Genomic DNA, 14783 nt, shown 5'->3' with positions numbered 1-14783 from the left:
GCGGCGGCCCGACCGATTTCGCGGCCGGCGCGCCTGAGCGTGCCGGCCGCCCTGTTTTCTAGTCTGCGGGGAATCCCATGAAACTACTCGTCGTCGGTTCCGGCGGCCGCGAACATGCGCTGGCGTGGAAGCTCGCGCAGTCGCCGCGCGTCCAGATGGTCTACGTCGCGCCCGGCAATGGCGGCACGGCGCAGGACGAGCGTCTGAAGAACGTCGACATCACGTCGCTCGACGCGCTGGCCGATTTCGCGGAAAGCGAAGGTGTCGCATTCACGCTCGTCGGGCCGGAAGCGCCGCTCGCGGCCGGCATCGTCAACCTGTTCCGCGCGCGCGGCCTGAAGGTGTTCGGCCCGACGCGCGAAGCCGCGCAGCTCGAAAGCTCGAAGGATTTCGCGAAGGCGTTCATGAAGCGTCACGGCATTCCGACCGCCGACTACGAAACCTTCTCGGATGCCGCGGCCGCGCACGCGTACATCGACGCGAAGGGTGCGCCGATCGTCGTGAAGGCCGACGGCCTCGCGGCCGGCAAGGGCGTCGTCGTCGCGATGACGCTCGAAGAAGCGCATGCGGCGGTCGACATGATGCTGTCGGGCAACAAGCTCGGGGACGCCGGCGCACGCGTCGTGATCGAGGAATTCCTCGACGGCGAGGAAGCGAGCTTCATCGTGATGGTCGACGGCAAGCATGCGCTGGCGCTCGCTTCGAGCCAGGACCACAAGCGCCTGCTCGACGAGGACCGCGGCCCGAACACCGGCGGCATGGGCGCGTACTCGCCCGCGCCGATCGTCACGCCGCAGATGCACGCACGTGTGATGCGCGAAATCATCATGCCGACGGTGCGCGGGATGGAGAAGGACGGCATCCGCTTCACGGGCTTCCTGTATGCGGGCCTGATGATCGACAAGGAAGGCAATCCGCGCACGCTGGAATTCAACTGCCGGATGGGCGACCCCGAGACGCAGCCGATCATGGCGCGTCTGAAGAGCGATTTCTCGAAGGTCGTCGAACAGGCGATCGCGGGCACGCTCGACACGGTCGAGCTCGACTGGGACCGCCGCACCGCGCTCGGCGTCGTGCTGGCCGCGCACGGCTATCCGGACGCGCCGCGCAAGGGCGACCGCATCAACGGGATCCCGGCCGAGACCGAGCAGGCAGTGACGTTCCATGCGGGCACGACGCTCGCCGACGGCGACAAGCTCGTCACGTCGGGCGGCCGCGTGCTGTGCGTGGTCGGCCTCGCCGATTCGGTGCGCGAAGCGCAGCAGCATGCGTACGATGCGATCAACCAGATCAACTTCGAAGGCATGCAGTACCGCCGCGACATCGGTTTCCGCGCGCTGAACCGCAAGAGCGCGTGACGTTTCGCTTCGGGCGCGCCGCGACGCTGCGCGCCCGCTCCTCTGCCGGGGTTCGCTAGAATGCCCGGCAGATGCCTTTTTTACGGCCCCTGCTTCGTGCGCGGGCACCCAGTTCAGACATGACCGATTCGACCTACGACGTGGCGCGCGTGCGCACGTACCTCCAGGGCCTGCAGACACGCATCGCCGACGCGCTCGGCGCGCTCGACGGCACGCCGCTCGCGACCGACGCGTGGCAGCGCGGGCCTGAAGAGCGCCTGCGCGGCGGCGGCTGCACGCGGATTCTCGAAGGCGGCCGCGTGTTCGAGCGCGCGGGGATCGGTTTTTCCGACGTCGCGGGCGACGCGCTGCCGCCGTCGGCGAGCGCCGCACGCCCGCAGCTGGCCGGCCGCGGCTTCGAGGCGCTCGGCGTGTCGCTCGTGCTGCACCCGCGCAACCCGTACTGCCCGACCGTGCACATGAACGTGCGGATGCTGATCGCGACGAAGCCGGGCGACGCGCCGATCTTCTGGTTCGGCGGCGGCATGGATCTGACACCGGTTTATCCGTTCGACGACGACGCGCGGCATTTCCACCAGACCTGCAAGGGCGCGCTCGACCCGTTCGGGGCCGAGTTGTATCCGCGTTTCAAGACGTGGTGCGACGGGTATTTCTTCCTGAAGCACCGCAACGAGACGCGCGGCGTCGGCGGGATCTTCTTCGACGATTTCTCGGAACCCGGATTCGAACGCTCGTTTGAGATGATGCAAAGCGTCGGCGATGCGTTCCTGAACGCGTACCTGCCGATCGTCGAGCGCCGCGCCGCGCTGCCGTACGGCGAGCGCGAGCGCGATTTCCAGGCTTACCGGCGCGGCCGCTACGTCGAATTCAACCTTGTGTTCGACCGCGGCACGCTGTTCGGCCTGCAAAGCGGCGGCCGCACCGAATCGATCCTGATGTCGATGCCGCCGGTCGCGAACTGGCGCTACAACTGGCAGCCAGAGCCCGGTTCGCCGGAAGCGCGCCTCGCCGAATACCTCGTGCCGCGCGACTGGGTCTGACCCGCCGCTTGGCCGCTTCAAGAACAGGACACGTTTTTCTGGACACCACCGCCCGCCCCGCCCCGCAGCCGCGCCCGCTGTCACGTCGCATCGGCCTGCTGGGCGGCACGTTCGACCCGATCCACGACGGCCACCTCGCGCTCGCGCGGCGGTTCGCCGACGTGCTCGGCCTGACCGAGCTCGCACTGCTGCCGGCCGGACAGCCGTACCAGAAACGCGACGTGTCGGCCGCCGAGCACCGGCTCGCGATGACGCGCGCCGCTGCCGGCGCGCTGTCGCTGCCCGGCGTGACGGTTACCGTCGCGACCGACGAGATCGAGCACGACGGGCCGACCTATACGGTCGAGACGCTCGCGCGCTGGCGCGAGCGGATCGGCGCCGATGCATCGCTGTCGCTGCTGATCGGCGCCGACCAGCTGGTGCGGCTCGACACGTGGCGCGACTGGCGCAAGCTGTTCGACTACGCGCACGTGTGCGTGTCGACGCGCCCCGGTTTCGACCTCGGCGCGGCGCCGCCCGCGGTCACGCACGAAATCGCGCGGCGCCGGGCCGGCGCCGACGTGCTGAAAGCCACGCCGGCCGGCCATCTGCTGATCGACACGACGCTGGCGTTCGATATCGCCGCAACCGACATCCGTGCGCACCTGCGCGAATGCATCGCGCGTCATGCGCAAATGCCCGATGCGTCGGCCGAGCATGTGCCGGCCGCCGTCTGGGCCTATATTCTTCAACATCGTCTCTACCATTCCTGATTCCATGGATATCCGCAAACTGCAGCGCGTGATCGTCGACGCTCTCGAAGACATCAAGGCGCAAGACATCAAGGTGTTCAACACCAGCCACCTGACCGAACTGTTCGACCGCGTGATCGTCGCGTCGGGCACGTCGAACCGCCAGACCAAGGCGCTCGCATCGAGCGTGCGCGACAAGGTCAAGGAAGCCGGCGGCGACATCGTCAGCTCCGAGGGCGAAGACACCGGCGAATGGGTGCTGGTCGATTGCGGCGACGCGATCGTGCACATCCTGCAGCCCGCGCTGCGCCAGTACTACAACCTCGAGGAAATCTGGGGCGACAAGCCCGTACGGATGAAGCTCGGCGGCGGCAAGGGCCCGAACGGTCTCGCGACCGCCAGCGAAGACGAGGACGACGAGGAAGAAGCAGCGCCCGCGCGGCCGGCGCGCAAGACGGCGGCGCGCCGCCGCTGAGTCGCGGGTCGTCCCGATGAAGCTTTTCATCCTCGCGGTCGGCCACAAGATGCCCGGCTGGATCGCGTCCGGCTTCGACGAATACACGAAGCGGATGCCGCCCGAGCTGCGCATCGAGCTGCGCGAGATCAAGCCCGAACTGCGTTCGGGCGGCCGCAGCGCGGAAAGCGTGATGGCGGCCGAGCGGCAGAAGATCGACGCCGCGCTGCCGAAGGGTGCGCGCATCGTCGCGCTCGACGAGCGCGGCCGCGACTGGACCACGATGCAGCTCGCGCAGGCACTGCCCGGCTGGCAGCAGGACGGCCGTGACGTCGCGTTCGTGATCGGCGGTGCAGACGGGCTCGATCCGGAACTCAAGGCGCGCGCCGACCTGCTGCTACGCATCTCGAGCATGACGCTGCCGCACGGGATGGTGCGCGTGCTGCTCGCCGAACAGCTTTACCGGGCGTGGAGCATCACGCAGAATCACCCCTATCACCGCGCATGACGCGTCGTCCTCGGGACGCGCGCCGCGCGCGCTCAACGAGATAACGACACCATGCCGTCCAGCACGCCCTCCCCGCTTTCTCCGACCCCGCTGTTCCAGACGCTTTACCTCGCCTCCCAAAGCCCGCGCCGCCAGGAGCTGCTGCAGCAGATCGGCGTGCGCTTCGAACTGCTGCTGCCGCGCCCGGACGAGGACGCCGAGGCGCTCGAGGCCGAGCTGCCCGGCGAAGCCGCCGATGCGTACGTGCAGCGCGTGACCGTCGCGAAGGCCGAGGCCGCGCGTGCGCGCCTCGTCGCGAGCGGCAAGCCGGCCGCGCCGGTGCTCGTCGCGGACACCACGGTGACGATCGACGGCCGGATCCTCGGCAAGCCGGCCGATGCCGACGACGCGCTCGCGATGCTGACCCGCCTCGCCGGCCGCGAACACGCGGTGCTGACGGCCGTCGCGGTGATCGGCGCCGACGGCGAACTGCTGCCGCCCGCGCTGTCGCGCTCGTCGGTGCGCTTCTGCGCCGCCCCGCGCGCGGCGTTCGAGCGCTACGTCGACACCGGCGAGCCGTTCGGCAAGGCCGGCGCGTACGCGATCCAGGGCCGCGCGGCCGAATTCATCGAGCGAATCGACGGCTCCCATTCGGGTATCATGGGTCTGCCCCTTTTTGAGACTGCCGCGCTGCTGCGCCGCGCGCGCGTCGCCTTCTGAATCCCACCATGAACGAAGAAATCCTGATCAACCTCACGCCGCAGGAAACGCGGGTCGCACTCGTCCAGCAAGGCGCGGTGCAGGAGCTTCACGTCGAACGCACGCTGTCGCGCGGGCGGGTCGGCAACATCTACCTCGGCAAGGTCGTGCGCGTGCTGCCCGGCATGCAGTCGGCGTTCATCGACATCGGCCTCGAGCGCGCGGCGTTCCTGCACGTCGCGGACATCTGGCATCCGCGCCTCGCCGGCGAGCCGCAGTCGGGCGCGCCGCACCAGCCGATCGAGAAGACCGTGTTCGAAGGCCAGACGCTGATGGTCCAGGTGATCAAGGATCCGATCGGCACGAAGGGCGCGCGGCTGTCGACGCAGGTGAGCATCGCGGGCCGCACGCTCGTGTACCTGCCGCAGGAGCCGCACATCGGCATCTCGCAGAAGATCGAGAGCGAGGCCGAGCGCGAGGCCGTGCGCGCGCGGCTGACCGCCGTGATCCCGCCGGACGAGAAAGGCGGCTACATCGTGCGCACGATTGCCGAGGATGCGACCTCCGACGAACTGGCCGGCGACGTCGCGTACCTGCGCAAGACCTGGGCGACGATCGTCGCGCAGGCGCAGCGGCTGCCGGCGACGAGCCTGCTGTACCAGGACCTCGACCTCGCGCAGCGCGTGCTGCGCGATTTCGCGAACGACGACACGACGCGCATCCAGGTCGACTCGCGCGAAACCTACCAGCGCCTCGCGGAATTCGCCGGCGAGTTCACGCCGGCGGTGAGCCCGAAGCTGCATCACTACACCGGCGAGCGGCCGCTGTTCGACCTGTACAACATCGAGACGGAGATCCAGCGCGCGCTGTCGCGCCGCGTCGACCTGAAGTCGGGCGGCTACCTGATGATCGACCAGACCGAGGCGATGACGACGATCGACGTGAACACCGGCGGGTACGTCGGCGCGCGCAACTTCGACGACACGATCTTCAAGACCAACCTCGAGGCCGCGCACACGATCGCGCGGCAGCTGCGGCTGCGCAACCTCGGCGGGATCATCATCATCGACTTCATCGACATGGAGAACGCCGAGCATCGCGACGCGGTGCTGTCCGAGCTGAAGAAGGCGCTGTCGCGCGACCGCACGCGCGTGACGGTCAACGGCTTCTCGCAGCTCGGGCTCGTCGAGATGACGCGCAAGCGCACGCGCGAATCGCTCGCGCACGTGCTGTGCGAGCCGTGTCCGACCTGCCAGGGCAAGGGCCAGGTGAAGACGTCGCGCACCGTGTGCTACGACATCCTGCGCGAGATCCTGCGCGAGTCGCGCCAGTTCAATCCGCGCGAATTCCGCGTGATCGCCGCGCAGCAGGTGATCGACCTGTTCCTCGACGAGGAATCGCAGCATCTCGCGATGCTGATCGACTTCATCGGCAAGCCGGTGTCGCTGCAGGTCGAGTCGAACCTGAGCCAGGAGCAGTACGATATCGTGCTGATGTAACGTTCCGCTGCCCGCCGCCGGCGTTGCCGCGCGGCGCCCGAGGCGGTGCCCGCCGCCGCTTCCTTTCCCTCTTCCCGTTCATCACACACCATGAGCAAACGCCACAACCGCCGCCAGCGCAAGAAACTCCACATCGCCGAGTTCCAGGAACTCGCGTTCAACGCGACCGCGCAATACCGCAACGAGCTGTCCGATCTCGAGCGCGGCCAGCTGATCGACGCGTTCATCGATTTCGTCGAAGCGAACGGGCTGCTGACCGTCGCATCGGCCGACGAAGGCATCGGCGCGTACGTGATCTCCGGCGCACCGCGCGGCACGACGACCGACGCCGATCGCGAAGCCGTGCGCGGATGGCTCGCCGCACGTCCGGAGCTGACCGACGTCCGGGTCAGCGAATTCAGCGACGCGTGGTATCCGGACGCCTGACGCTCCAGTCGCTTCGCACGTCGCGCGGCGCCCGCGCGCTGCCCGCCGGGATCGGCGGGCAAGCCGGGCGCCATGCCGGCGTCTTCCCGCCTTCCCGCCTTCCCGTCTTCCCGTCTCCGCGCACCCCGCCCGCAAGTCCCCCTCCTCCCGACAGCGCCCAATCACACGATTCGCGTCGCGTCGACGGTGATTACCCCGACGCCGGCATTGAATCGGACGCTTACTTCAATTTAACGATCATTAAAAGACGGCTGACGCCGGCGGACCTACTCTGATCGCACGAATCCGGTGATTTCCGGCACGATCGGCAAGCAAGACGAAAGAATGCAAACGGCTCGTCCTGCAAGCGCTCCGGATTCCGACTCAGGCGAATACGCGACACGGCGACAGGTCAATCAGGGAGACAACAACGATGCGCCCGACGCTTCACTTCCGCAGCGACGACATCCCGGCGCACACGAAGCCCGCCTGATCCATTTCCATAATCGAGACGAGGACGACATGAACACGCCAACCATCCATCAAGCAGGACTCCGAATGATCATGATCGCGGCCGGCGCCGCGGCGCTGATGTCGCTGTCCGCATGCGGCGGCTCCGGCTCGCTGAGCCAGGGCACCGGCGGCTCCGGATCAGGGTCCGGCGACACGACGGCATCGACCGGCGGCACGGGCAGCGGCACGAGTGGCACAAGCGGCGCGTCGGCCAACGGCGTCGGCCAGACCACCGCGGCATCGAGCAACATCGTGACGGCCGGCGGCGGCGCCATTTCGGGTGTCGGCACGACGATCGCGGAGCAGTCGGTGCCCGGCACGAGCCCCACGACGACTCAGGGGCTCGGCGCGGTCGTGCAGGACGTCGGCGCGGCGGTCACGACGCTCGGCACCGGCCTCGGTTCGGGCCTCGGCCAGCTCGGCGCGACGTCGGACCCGGTCGGCACGACGGTCGCGAGCACGGGCGGCGTGGTCACGAACCTCGGCAATGCGGTGGCCGCGACCGGCGGCGTCGTGTCGAGCCTCGGCGCCAGCGGCTCGGCACTGGCGCCGCTCGCGCCCGTCACGTCGCCGGCCGGCGGTGCGGTGACGACGCTCGGCAACACGATCGCGGGCGCCGGCGGCACGCTCGGCACGCAACTGTCGACCGGCCCGGTCGCGCAAGTGACGGGCACGGCCAGCTCGGTGATCACGCCGATCACGACGACCGTCGGTTCGCTCACGCAGACGGCCGCGGCCAGCACGCCGCTCGGCGCGCCGCTGACGAACCTCGTGACGACCGTCGGCACCGGTGTCGCGAACGCGGGCACGACGATCGCGAAGACGGGCGGCAATCCGGTCACGACCGGCGTCGGCAACGTCGTGACCGCGACCGGCAACACGGTCGCGACCGCCGGCACGGCGCTGCTCGGCGGCGGCTCGGCCGCGACGAATCCGCTCGCACCGGTGACGGGGCTGCTGTCGACCGGCACGCTCGGCAGCGCGACGGGCGGCAGCAACGCGGCCGCTGCGCTCACGTCGACGGTCGGCGGCCTCACGGGCGGCACCGGCGGCACCAGCGGCACCGGCGGCGGCACGCTGTCGAAGACCGGCGGCGGCCTGCTCGCGCCGGTGACGACGGCACTCGGCTCGCTGGCCAGATAACGTCGCCAGGTAACGTCGAGCCGGACCATGCGGCGCCCGTACCGTCGTCGACGGCCGGGCGCCGCGTTCGTTGCGGCCCCGACGCCGCCCCTCCGGCGATCCATCCCGCGTCCGCCAAACCGCCCCGCAATCCTCCGCAGAAATCGGTCCTGAAAGGAAGACACGTTAAACTCTCACCTCGCGTGGTGCGCCGCCCGCACCCGCCATCCATCGCCAGCCGCGAGCCTTCGGGCGCGCCCCCGACCCATGGAGTGAGTGTCAATGAGCGGCGGACTTCCGTTTCCCGCATCCCGCATGCCGTTCCCGTCCTCGACGGTCTTCCTCGTTCTGGCCGCCGCCGCGCTGCTGTCCGGCTGCGGGCTGCTGCCGACGCAGAACCCGCCCGCACCGATCAGCGAGGCGCTCGTCGAGCCCGTCGGGGAAGCCGCCGGCGAACCGCTGACGATGCCGCCCGTGCCGCCGCTCGTGCAGCCCGAGGAACCGGAAGCGCCGAAGAAGCCGCACCGCGAGGCGCCGCGGCCGAAGCCGGTGCAGCGCCCCGAAACGCCGACACCGCCGCCCCCTCCACCGCCTCCGCTGGTCGCGACGCGCCCGGTCGAGCGCAGCCAGATCCATGCGCTGCTCGACAGCGAAGTCGCGCGCCGCAACGGCAAGGTGATCGGCCGGGCGGTCGACATGGTCGTCGATGCGGGCGGCAAGCCGCGCGAGATGATCGTCAACCTGCAGGGCTTCATGGGCATCGGCGACCGCAAGGTCAGCTTCCCGTGGAACGTGTTCCGCTTCACGCCGGGCGGCAAGCAGGAGCCGATCGTGCTCGACGTGCCGTCGGGCGACCTTCCGCCGGCCGCGCGGCCCAAGGCCGTGCCGCTGTCGGGTTCGGCCGCCGCCTCGCCCGCGACGCGCCTGCCGATGCTCGACAGCGACGTCGAGCGCCCGAACGGCACGAAGATCGGCCGCGTCGTCGACGTGCTGATCGACCGCGCCGCGCAGCCGCAGGCCGTCGTGCTCGACCTCGGCGGGCTCGTGAACACCGACCGCCGGTCGATCGCCGCGAGCTGGGGCGCGCTGCGCTTCGTCACGCGCGACAAGGCACTGCATCCGCAGCTCGACCTGAACGACGCGCAGATCAAGGCGTCGCCGCCCTACGCGGCCGACAAGCCGATCGTCGTGGTGTCGCCGCCGATTCCCGCCGCCGTACCGGCTTCGTCTGCGAGTACTGCCCGATGACGATCAAGCATTCCGTCAGCGTTCGCAGTCTCCGGGCCCTCGACTGGCTCAACTTCTTCGTTGCAAACGTTCAGACCGGCTTCGGTCCGTTCATCGCGTCCTACCTCGCATCGCACAAGTGGACGCAGGGCGAGATCGGCATGGTGCTGTCGATCGGCACGATCAGCGCGATGGTCAGCCAGGTGCCGGGCGGCGCCGCCGTCGACGCGCTGAAGAACAAGAAAGGCGCGGCCGCGTGGGCGATCGCCGCGATCATCCTGTCCGCGGTGCTGCTCGCATCGAGCCCGACGATCGTGCCGGTGATCGCGGCCGAGGTATTCCACGGCTTCGCGAGCTGCATGCTCGTGCCGGCGATGGCCGCGATCTCGTTCTCGCTCGTCGGCCGCGCGGATCTCGGCGACCGGCTCGGCCGCAATGCGCGCTGGGCGTCGATCGGCAGCGCGGTCGCCGCGGGCCTGATGGGGCTCACCGGCGAGTACTTCTCCGCGCGCGCGGTGTTCTGGCTGACCGCCGTGCTCGCGTTGCCCGCGCTGTTCGCGCTCGCGATGATCCAGCCGACGCACGAAGTGATTCCGCATGCGTCGAAACCCGACGAGCGCGACGATCACGACGAAGGCGAGGAACGCGAGACGCTGCTCGAACTGCTGCGCGATCGCCGGATGCTGACCTTCGCCGCGTGCGTCGTGCTGTTCCACCTGTCGAACGCGGCGATGCTCAACCTCGCGGCCGGCGAAGTGACGGCCGGGATGGGCGAGAACGTGCAGCTCGTGATCGCCGCGTGCATCATCGTGCCGCAGGCGATCGTCGCGATGCTGTCGCCATGGGTCGGCCGCTCCGCGCAACGCTGGGGGCGCCGGCCGATCCTGCTGCTCGGCTTCTCGGCGCTGCCGGTGCGCGCCCTGCTGTTCGCCGGCGTGAGCAGCCCGTACCTGCTTGTGCCGGTGCAGATGCTCGACGGCATCAGCGCGGCCGTGTTCGGCGTGATGCTGCCGCTGATCGCGGCCGACGTCGCGGCCGGCAAGGGCCGCTACAACCTGTGCATCGGGCTGTTCGGCCTGTCGGCCGGGATCGGCGCGACGCTCAGCACGGCCGTGGCCGGCTACGTCGCCGATCACTTCGGCAACGCGGTCAGCTTCTTCGGACTCGCGGCCGCGGGCGCGCTCGCGGTGCTGCTGGTGTGGCTCGCGATGCCGGAAACGCGCGTCGACAACGGCGACTCGACCACCGACGAGGCGGCCACCGCGCCGTCGGAGCAGACGCACTGACGCGCTCGCCCCGCACCGCTTCCCGCCACGCAGACGATGGATACGATCAGGACCCTCAACGAAGCCCGCCGGCAGATCCAGCAGTCGATCTTCGATCTGTTCAAGGGGCTGACCTTCGGCGAACGGCTCACGCAAGGCGCGCTGATGGCGCTGCAGGCCGTCTGCGGCGCATGCGTCGCATATGCGATCGGCCGCGCGCTGCACACCGAGCAGGCCGTGTGGGCGGCGATCACCGCGATCGCCGTCACGCAGCACAACTACTCGGACACGATGTCGCTGTCGCGCGACCAGTTCGTCGGCGCGATGATCGGCGGCCTGCTCGGCTTCGCGGGCGCGGCGCTCGGCGGCGATCGCCTCGTCGCGTATGCGCTGGCGGTCGCGATCACGATCGTCGCCTGCTGGTGCCTGAACGTCGGCAGCGCGGCACGGCTCGGCGGCGTGACCGCGACGATCGTGCTGCTGTTTCCGGGCAACGGCCCGCTCTGGGACATTCCGCTGATGCGACTCGGGGAAGTGGCGCTCGGCACCGTGTGCGCGCTCGGCGTGTGCTGGCTGATGTCGCGGATCGAACGGCTTTGGCTCCGCCGGGCGGCGGACCGTCGCAAGGACGGCAACGCATGACGCGGTTGCCGGGCGCATGCCCGGCAACCGGATGAATCGGTGATCGGCGGAAAACGTTACGGACCGACGCGCAGCACGATACCGGAGCCGATCTGCACGAGCAGATAGTCGCCGCCGACGCCGACCCAGTGATAGCCGCGCGGCGGCGGGCTCAGGTGGTAGCCGCGCCAGTCGTCGACCACGTACTGGCGGTCGCGGAATTCGCTCGGAAGCCGGTCGCCCTTGTGCCAGTCGCGGCGCGGCTGGTCGGCCCAGCGCGGCGGCACATCGTCGTCGCGATGCATCGCCTGGCCTGGCGGCATGTGCTTCGGGCCGTGACCGCGCTGCATGCCGGGGCCGCCGTGATCGTTGTCGTTACCGTGCCCCTGCGCCATCGCGGCCGGCGCCGCGACTCCCGCCGCGAGCAGCGCGGCCAGCATCATCCCGTGCATCTTCCTCATCGTTCTTCCCTCCGTATCGTCACGTCGAATCGGAAACAACTGGACTGCACAGTCAAGCCTAGCACACGCGCCTGACGCGACGTCACGCCGCCTGCTGCTGGTACTGGATCCGGTGGAGGTGCGCGTACAGCCCGCCGTGGCGCAGCAGTTCGTCGTGGCTGCCCTCTTCGACGATCTTGCCGGCCTCGAGCACGAGGATCCGGTCCGCCCGCTCGATGGTCGACAGCCGGTGCGCGATCACGAGCGTCGTGCGCCCTTCCATCAGCCGCTCGAGCGCGGCCTGCACGTGACGCTCGGATTCCGAATCGAGCGCGGAGGTCGCCTCGTCGAGGATCAGGATCGGCGCGTCCTTGTAGATCGCACGCGCGATCGCGAGCCGCTGGCGCTGGCCGCCCGACAAGCGCATCCCGTTGCCGCCGACCAGCGTGTCGAGCCCGTCGGGCATCGCGGCGACCGCATCGGCGAGGTTCGCAGCCTCGAGCGCCGCCTGCACGCGTGCGCGATCGGGCGTCTGCCCGTACGCGACGTTCGCTGCGATCGTGTCGTTGAACAGCACGACGTCCTGGCTGACCATCGCCATCTGCCCGCGCAGCGCGTGGAGATCGTAGTCGGCCACCGGCACGCCGTCGACCAGGAGCGCGCCGCTCGTCGGATCGAAGAAGCGCGGCAGCAGGTTCACGAGCGTCGTCTTGCCGCTGCCCGACGGGCCCGCGAGCGCGATCATCTCGCCCGGCGCGACCTTGAACGAAATGCGGTCGAGCGTCGGCCGCTCGGATGCGCCGTAGTCGAACGACACGTCGCGGAACTCGATCTCGCCGCGCGCGTGCGGCAGCGCGCGGCCGCCGCCCTGCGGCTCGGCCGGCTCGTCGATCAGCCCGAAGATCAGCTCGGCGGCCGTCATCCCGCGCTGCAGCGGCTGGTTGACGTCGATCAGGTGCTTGAGCGGCGAAATCACCAGCAGCATCGACGTGACGAACGCGACGAAGCCGCCGACCGTCGTCTGGTCGTTGGACGACTGCACGACCGCAATCGTGATCACGACCGCGAGCGCGATCGACGCGAGGAACTGCGTGAGCGGCTGCGCGAGCCCGCCCGAGATCGTCATGCGCATCGCATAGCCGCGCAGGCGCTTGCTCATCGTCGTGAAGCGGTCCATCTCGTACGCCTCGCCGTTGTGCACCTTCACGACCTTGTAGCCGCCGACCGTCTCCTCGACGATGTACGACAGCTCGTTGGTCAGCGTCTGGTGCTCGCGGTTCAGGCGGCGCAGCCGGCGGTTGATCTTGCTGACCAGCCAGCCGATGCCCGGCAGGATCACCGCGACGATCAGCGTGAGCCGCCAGTTCAGGTAGAACAGGTAGCCGAGCAGGAACACCACGGTCAGCGAGTCGCGCACGAGCGTGACCATCACGCCGGTCAGCACCGACAGGATCTGGTTGACCTCGAACACGATCGCGTTGATCACGGTGCTGGCCGTCTCGCGCTGGAAGAACGACGCGCCGGTGTGGATCATCCGCTGGAACATCTCGAGCCGCAGCTGCAGCAGGATGCGGTTCGACACGTAGTTGAGCAGGTAGTTGGACGTGTACTGCGACACGCCGCGCACGAGCGCGAGGCCGATCACCGCGATCGGCACGTACCATTTCGCGCGGTCGCTGCCGTGCGAGCCGAAGCCGTGGTCGAGCAGCGGCTTGAGCAGCGCCGGAATCCCGGCCTCGGTGGCCGCGACGACGCCCATCGTCATCACGGCGAGCACCACGATGCCGATGAGCGGCCGGATGTACGGCCACAGGCGCTTGAGAACCGTGATCGGCGACGTACCGGTGCCGTCCATCGGTTTGCGAAGAGTGTTCTGGGTTTCCAAGGCAATCCTTCTTGAGCCGCGACGCGGCGCCCGGAGCGTGGTTGCCCGGGATTCGTCCCTGTCCGGCGGGTGCCGAAAAAGGCCCAACATTATAGCTGTACCGCCCCGCCGGCACGGCCGTTGCCGAAGCGGCCGGCAGCCGGCGCGCGGGTATACTGCCGCTCACCGTTTTCTCCGCCTTTTCGACGATTTCATGGCAGAACCCACCCTCGGCGTCGCCCTCATCGCCCTCAACGCGGCCGCGCGGCTCGCGCAGTGCCTCGACGCGCTGACCTTCGCCGACGACGTCGTCGTGATCGACGGCGGCAGCACCGACGATACCGTCGCGATCGCCCGCGCGCATGGCGCCCGCGTGATCGTCGAGCGCGACTGGCCCGGCTTCGGCCCGCAGAAGAACCGCGCGCTCGACGCGCTCGACACCGACTGGATCCTGTCGCTCGACACCGACGAGGTGGTCAGCCCGGAGCTCGCGCAATCGATCCGCGCGGCCATCCGCGCGCCGGCCGCGCAGGTCTACGCGCTCGACCGGCTGTCGAGCTTCTGCGGCCAGTGGATCCGGCACAGCGGCTGGTATCCGGACTGGGTGCCGCGGCTGTTCCGGCGCGGCGCCGCGCGCTTTTCCGACGACCTGGTGCACGAACGGCTCGTGTTCGACACGCCCGCGCAGCGGCTTGCGGGCAAGCTGATGCACTATTCGTACGAGGATTTCGAGACCGTCGTGCGCAAGCTCGACGCGTATTCGACGGCCGGCGCGCGCCAGCGCCGCGCGGCCGGCCAGCGCGGCGGCTTCGGCAAGGCGCTCGCGCGCGGCGCGTGGGCGTTCGTGCGCACCTACGTGCTGCGGCGCGGGTTCCTCGACGGGCGGGCGGGCTTCATGATCGCCGTGTTCAACGCGGAAACGGTGTATTACCGGTTCCTGAAGCTCGGCCACGAAACGGCCCGCTGAGCGCGCGCCGCCTGCCCCGCCCCGCTCGCACCGCCGGCATGCGGCCGGCCCGGCGTTACAATGCCGGGCTGTCCGCGCGCCATGCGCGGCC

At 69.5% G+C, this 14783-nt stretch carries 15 protein-coding genes; 13 read left to right on the top strand and 2 right to left on the bottom strand.

The features are described from left to right. Positions 1 to 77: 77 nt before the first annotated feature. The 12 genes from purD to Q3A80_RS13230 all read left to right on the top strand — a co-directional run bounded on the left by purD (position 78) and on the right by Q3A80_RS13230 (position 11442). The gene (gene purD / locus Q3A80_RS13285; RefSeq protein ID WP_446329441.1) at positions 78 to 1358 is read left to right on the top strand and encodes a phosphoribosylamine--glycine ligase; all 1281 of its coding nucleotides are present in this window, start codon (positions 78 to 80) and stop codon (positions 1356 to 1358) included. Positions 1359 to 1477: 119 nt separating this feature from the next. Then, complete coding sequence (gene hemF / locus Q3A80_RS13280; RefSeq protein ID WP_446329440.1) at positions 1478 to 2398, top strand: oxygen-dependent coproporphyrinogen oxidase; 921 nt, start codon at positions 1478 to 1480, stop codon at positions 2396 to 2398. Between the two features lie 8 nt (positions 2399 to 2406). Beyond that, on the top strand, positions 2407 to 3150 hold the full coding sequence (locus Q3A80_RS13275; RefSeq protein WP_446329439.1) for a nicotinate-nucleotide adenylyltransferase: 744 nt from the start codon (positions 2407 to 2409) through the stop codon (positions 3148 to 3150). Positions 3151 to 3154: 4 nt separating this feature from the next. After that, on the top strand, positions 3155 to 3604 hold the full coding sequence (gene rsfS, locus Q3A80_RS13270) for a ribosome silencing factor (RefSeq protein ID WP_446329438.1): 450 nt from the start codon (positions 3155 to 3157) through the stop codon (positions 3602 to 3604). Positions 3605 to 3620: 16 nt separating this feature from the next. Then, positions 3621 to 4091, top strand: a complete 471-nt coding sequence (rlmH, locus tag Q3A80_RS13265) for a 23S rRNA (pseudouridine(1915)-N(3))-methyltransferase RlmH (RefSeq protein ID WP_446329437.1) — start codon at positions 3621 to 3623, stop codon at positions 4089 to 4091. A 51-nt stretch (positions 4092 to 4142) separates the two neighbouring features. Further along, positions 4143 to 4790 (top strand): Maf family protein, encoded by a 648-nt coding sequence (locus Q3A80_RS13260; RefSeq protein ID WP_446329436.1) that lies wholly within the window; start codon positions 4143 to 4145, stop codon positions 4788 to 4790. Positions 4791 to 4798: 8 nt separating this feature from the next. Further along, positions 4799 to 6268, top strand: a complete 1470-nt coding sequence (gene rng, locus Q3A80_RS13255; RefSeq protein WP_446329435.1) for a ribonuclease G — start codon at positions 4799 to 4801, stop codon at positions 6266 to 6268. A gap of 90 nt (positions 6269 to 6358) precedes the next feature. Next, positions 6359 to 6694, top strand: coding sequence for a YggL 50S ribosome-binding family protein (locus tag Q3A80_RS13250; protein WP_446329434.1), 336 nt, complete (start codon positions 6359 to 6361; stop codon positions 6692 to 6694). Positions 6695 to 7195: 501 nt separating this feature from the next. Further along, a complete protein-coding gene (locus Q3A80_RS13245; RefSeq protein WP_446329433.1) occupies positions 7196 to 8329 on the top strand; it encodes a collagen-like triple helix repeat-containing protein in 1134 nt (377 codons plus the stop codon). Between the two features lie 261 nt (positions 8330 to 8590). After that, entirely contained in the window at positions 8591 to 9556 is a 966-nt protein-coding gene (locus Q3A80_RS13240) for a PRC-barrel domain-containing protein (RefSeq protein ID WP_446329432.1), read from the top strand. Further along, the gene (locus Q3A80_RS13235; protein WP_446329431.1) at positions 9553 to 10821 is read left to right on the top strand and encodes an MFS transporter; all 1269 of its coding nucleotides are present in this window, start codon (positions 9553 to 9555) and stop codon (positions 10819 to 10821) included. Before Q3A80_RS13240 ends, Q3A80_RS13235 begins: the two co-directional genes overlap by 4 nt. Positions 10822 to 10857: 36 nt before the next feature. Then, on the top strand, positions 10858 to 11442 hold the full coding sequence (locus Q3A80_RS13230; protein ID WP_446329430.1) for an FUSC family protein: 585 nt from the start codon (positions 10858 to 10860) through the stop codon (positions 11440 to 11442). A 56-nt stretch (positions 11443 to 11498) separates the two neighbouring features. Here the strand turns inward: Q3A80_RS13230 and Q3A80_RS13225 are convergent, their stop codons facing one another. Together Q3A80_RS13225 and msbA are read right to left on the bottom strand one after the other, a co-directional pair. Next, positions 11499 to 11882, bottom strand: coding sequence for an RcnB family protein (locus Q3A80_RS13225; protein ID WP_446329429.1), 384 nt, complete (start codon positions 11880 to 11882; stop codon positions 11499 to 11501). Positions 11883 to 11964: 82 nt separating this feature from the next. After that, positions 11965 to 13716, bottom strand: a complete 1752-nt coding sequence (gene msbA, locus Q3A80_RS13220) for a lipid A export permease/ATP-binding protein MsbA (protein ID WP_446329507.1) — start codon at positions 13714 to 13716, stop codon at positions 11965 to 11967. Positions 13717 to 13939: 223 nt separating this feature from the next. On the opposite strand from msbA, the gene Q3A80_RS13215 reads away from it, so the two are divergent. After that, positions 13940 to 14692 (top strand): glycosyltransferase family 2 protein, encoded by a 753-nt coding sequence (locus Q3A80_RS13215; protein ID WP_446329428.1) that lies wholly within the window; start codon positions 13940 to 13942, stop codon positions 14690 to 14692. Positions 14693 to 14783: the final 91 nt, after the last annotated feature.

The sequence above is a fragment of the Burkholderia sp. SR8 genome (assembly GCF_052851275.1).
The sequence above is the reverse complement of the archived record's forward strand: the minus strand, read 5'-3'. Positions and strand labels throughout refer to the sequence as shown.

What these genes read in the sequence shown, in the direction of transcription:
- rng (WP_446329435.1), top strand. Translation starts at nt 4,799, where the DNA reads ATGAACGAAGAAATCCTGATCAACCTCACGCCGCAGGAAACGCGGGTC.
- Q3A80_RS13260 (WP_446329436.1), top strand. Translation starts at nt 4,143, where the DNA reads ATGCCGTCCAGCACGCCCTCCCCGCTTTCTCCGACCCCGCTGTTCCAG.
- Q3A80_RS13250 (WP_446329434.1), top strand. Translation starts at nt 6,359, where the DNA reads ATGAGCAAACGCCACAACCGCCGCCAGCGCAAGAAACTCCACATCGCC.
- rlmH (WP_446329437.1), top strand. Translation starts at nt 3,621, where the DNA reads ATGAAGCTTTTCATCCTCGCGGTCGGCCACAAGATGCCCGGCTGGATC.
- hemF (WP_446329440.1), top strand. Translation starts at nt 1,478, where the DNA reads ATGACCGATTCGACCTACGACGTGGCGCGCGTGCGCACGTACCTCCAG.
- Q3A80_RS13235 (WP_446329431.1), top strand. Translation starts at nt 9,553, where the DNA reads ATGACGATCAAGCATTCCGTCAGCGTTCGCAGTCTCCGGGCCCTCGAC.
- Q3A80_RS13225 (WP_446329429.1), bottom strand. Translation starts at nt 11,882, where the DNA reads ATGAGGAAGATGCACGGGATGATGCTGGCCGCGCTGCTCGCGGCGGGA.
- rsfS (WP_446329438.1), top strand. Translation starts at nt 3,155, where the DNA reads ATGGATATCCGCAAACTGCAGCGCGTGATCGTCGACGCTCTCGAAGAC.
- purD (WP_446329441.1), top strand. Translation starts at nt 78, where the DNA reads ATGAAACTACTCGTCGTCGGTTCCGGCGGCCGCGAACATGCGCTGGCG.
- Q3A80_RS13230 (WP_446329430.1), top strand. Translation starts at nt 10,858, where the DNA reads ATGGATACGATCAGGACCCTCAACGAAGCCCGCCGGCAGATCCAGCAG.
- Q3A80_RS13245 (WP_446329433.1), top strand. Translation starts at nt 7,196, where the DNA reads ATGAACACGCCAACCATCCATCAAGCAGGACTCCGAATGATCATGATC.
- msbA (WP_446329507.1), bottom strand. Translation starts at nt 13,716, where the DNA reads ATGGACGGCACCGGTACGTCGCCGATCACGGTTCTCAAGCGCCTGTGG.
- Q3A80_RS13215 (WP_446329428.1), top strand. Translation starts at nt 13,940, where the DNA reads ATGGCAGAACCCACCCTCGGCGTCGCCCTCATCGCCCTCAACGCGGCC.
- Q3A80_RS13240 (WP_446329432.1), top strand. Translation starts at nt 8,591, where the DNA reads ATGAGCGGCGGACTTCCGTTTCCCGCATCCCGCATGCCGTTCCCGTCC.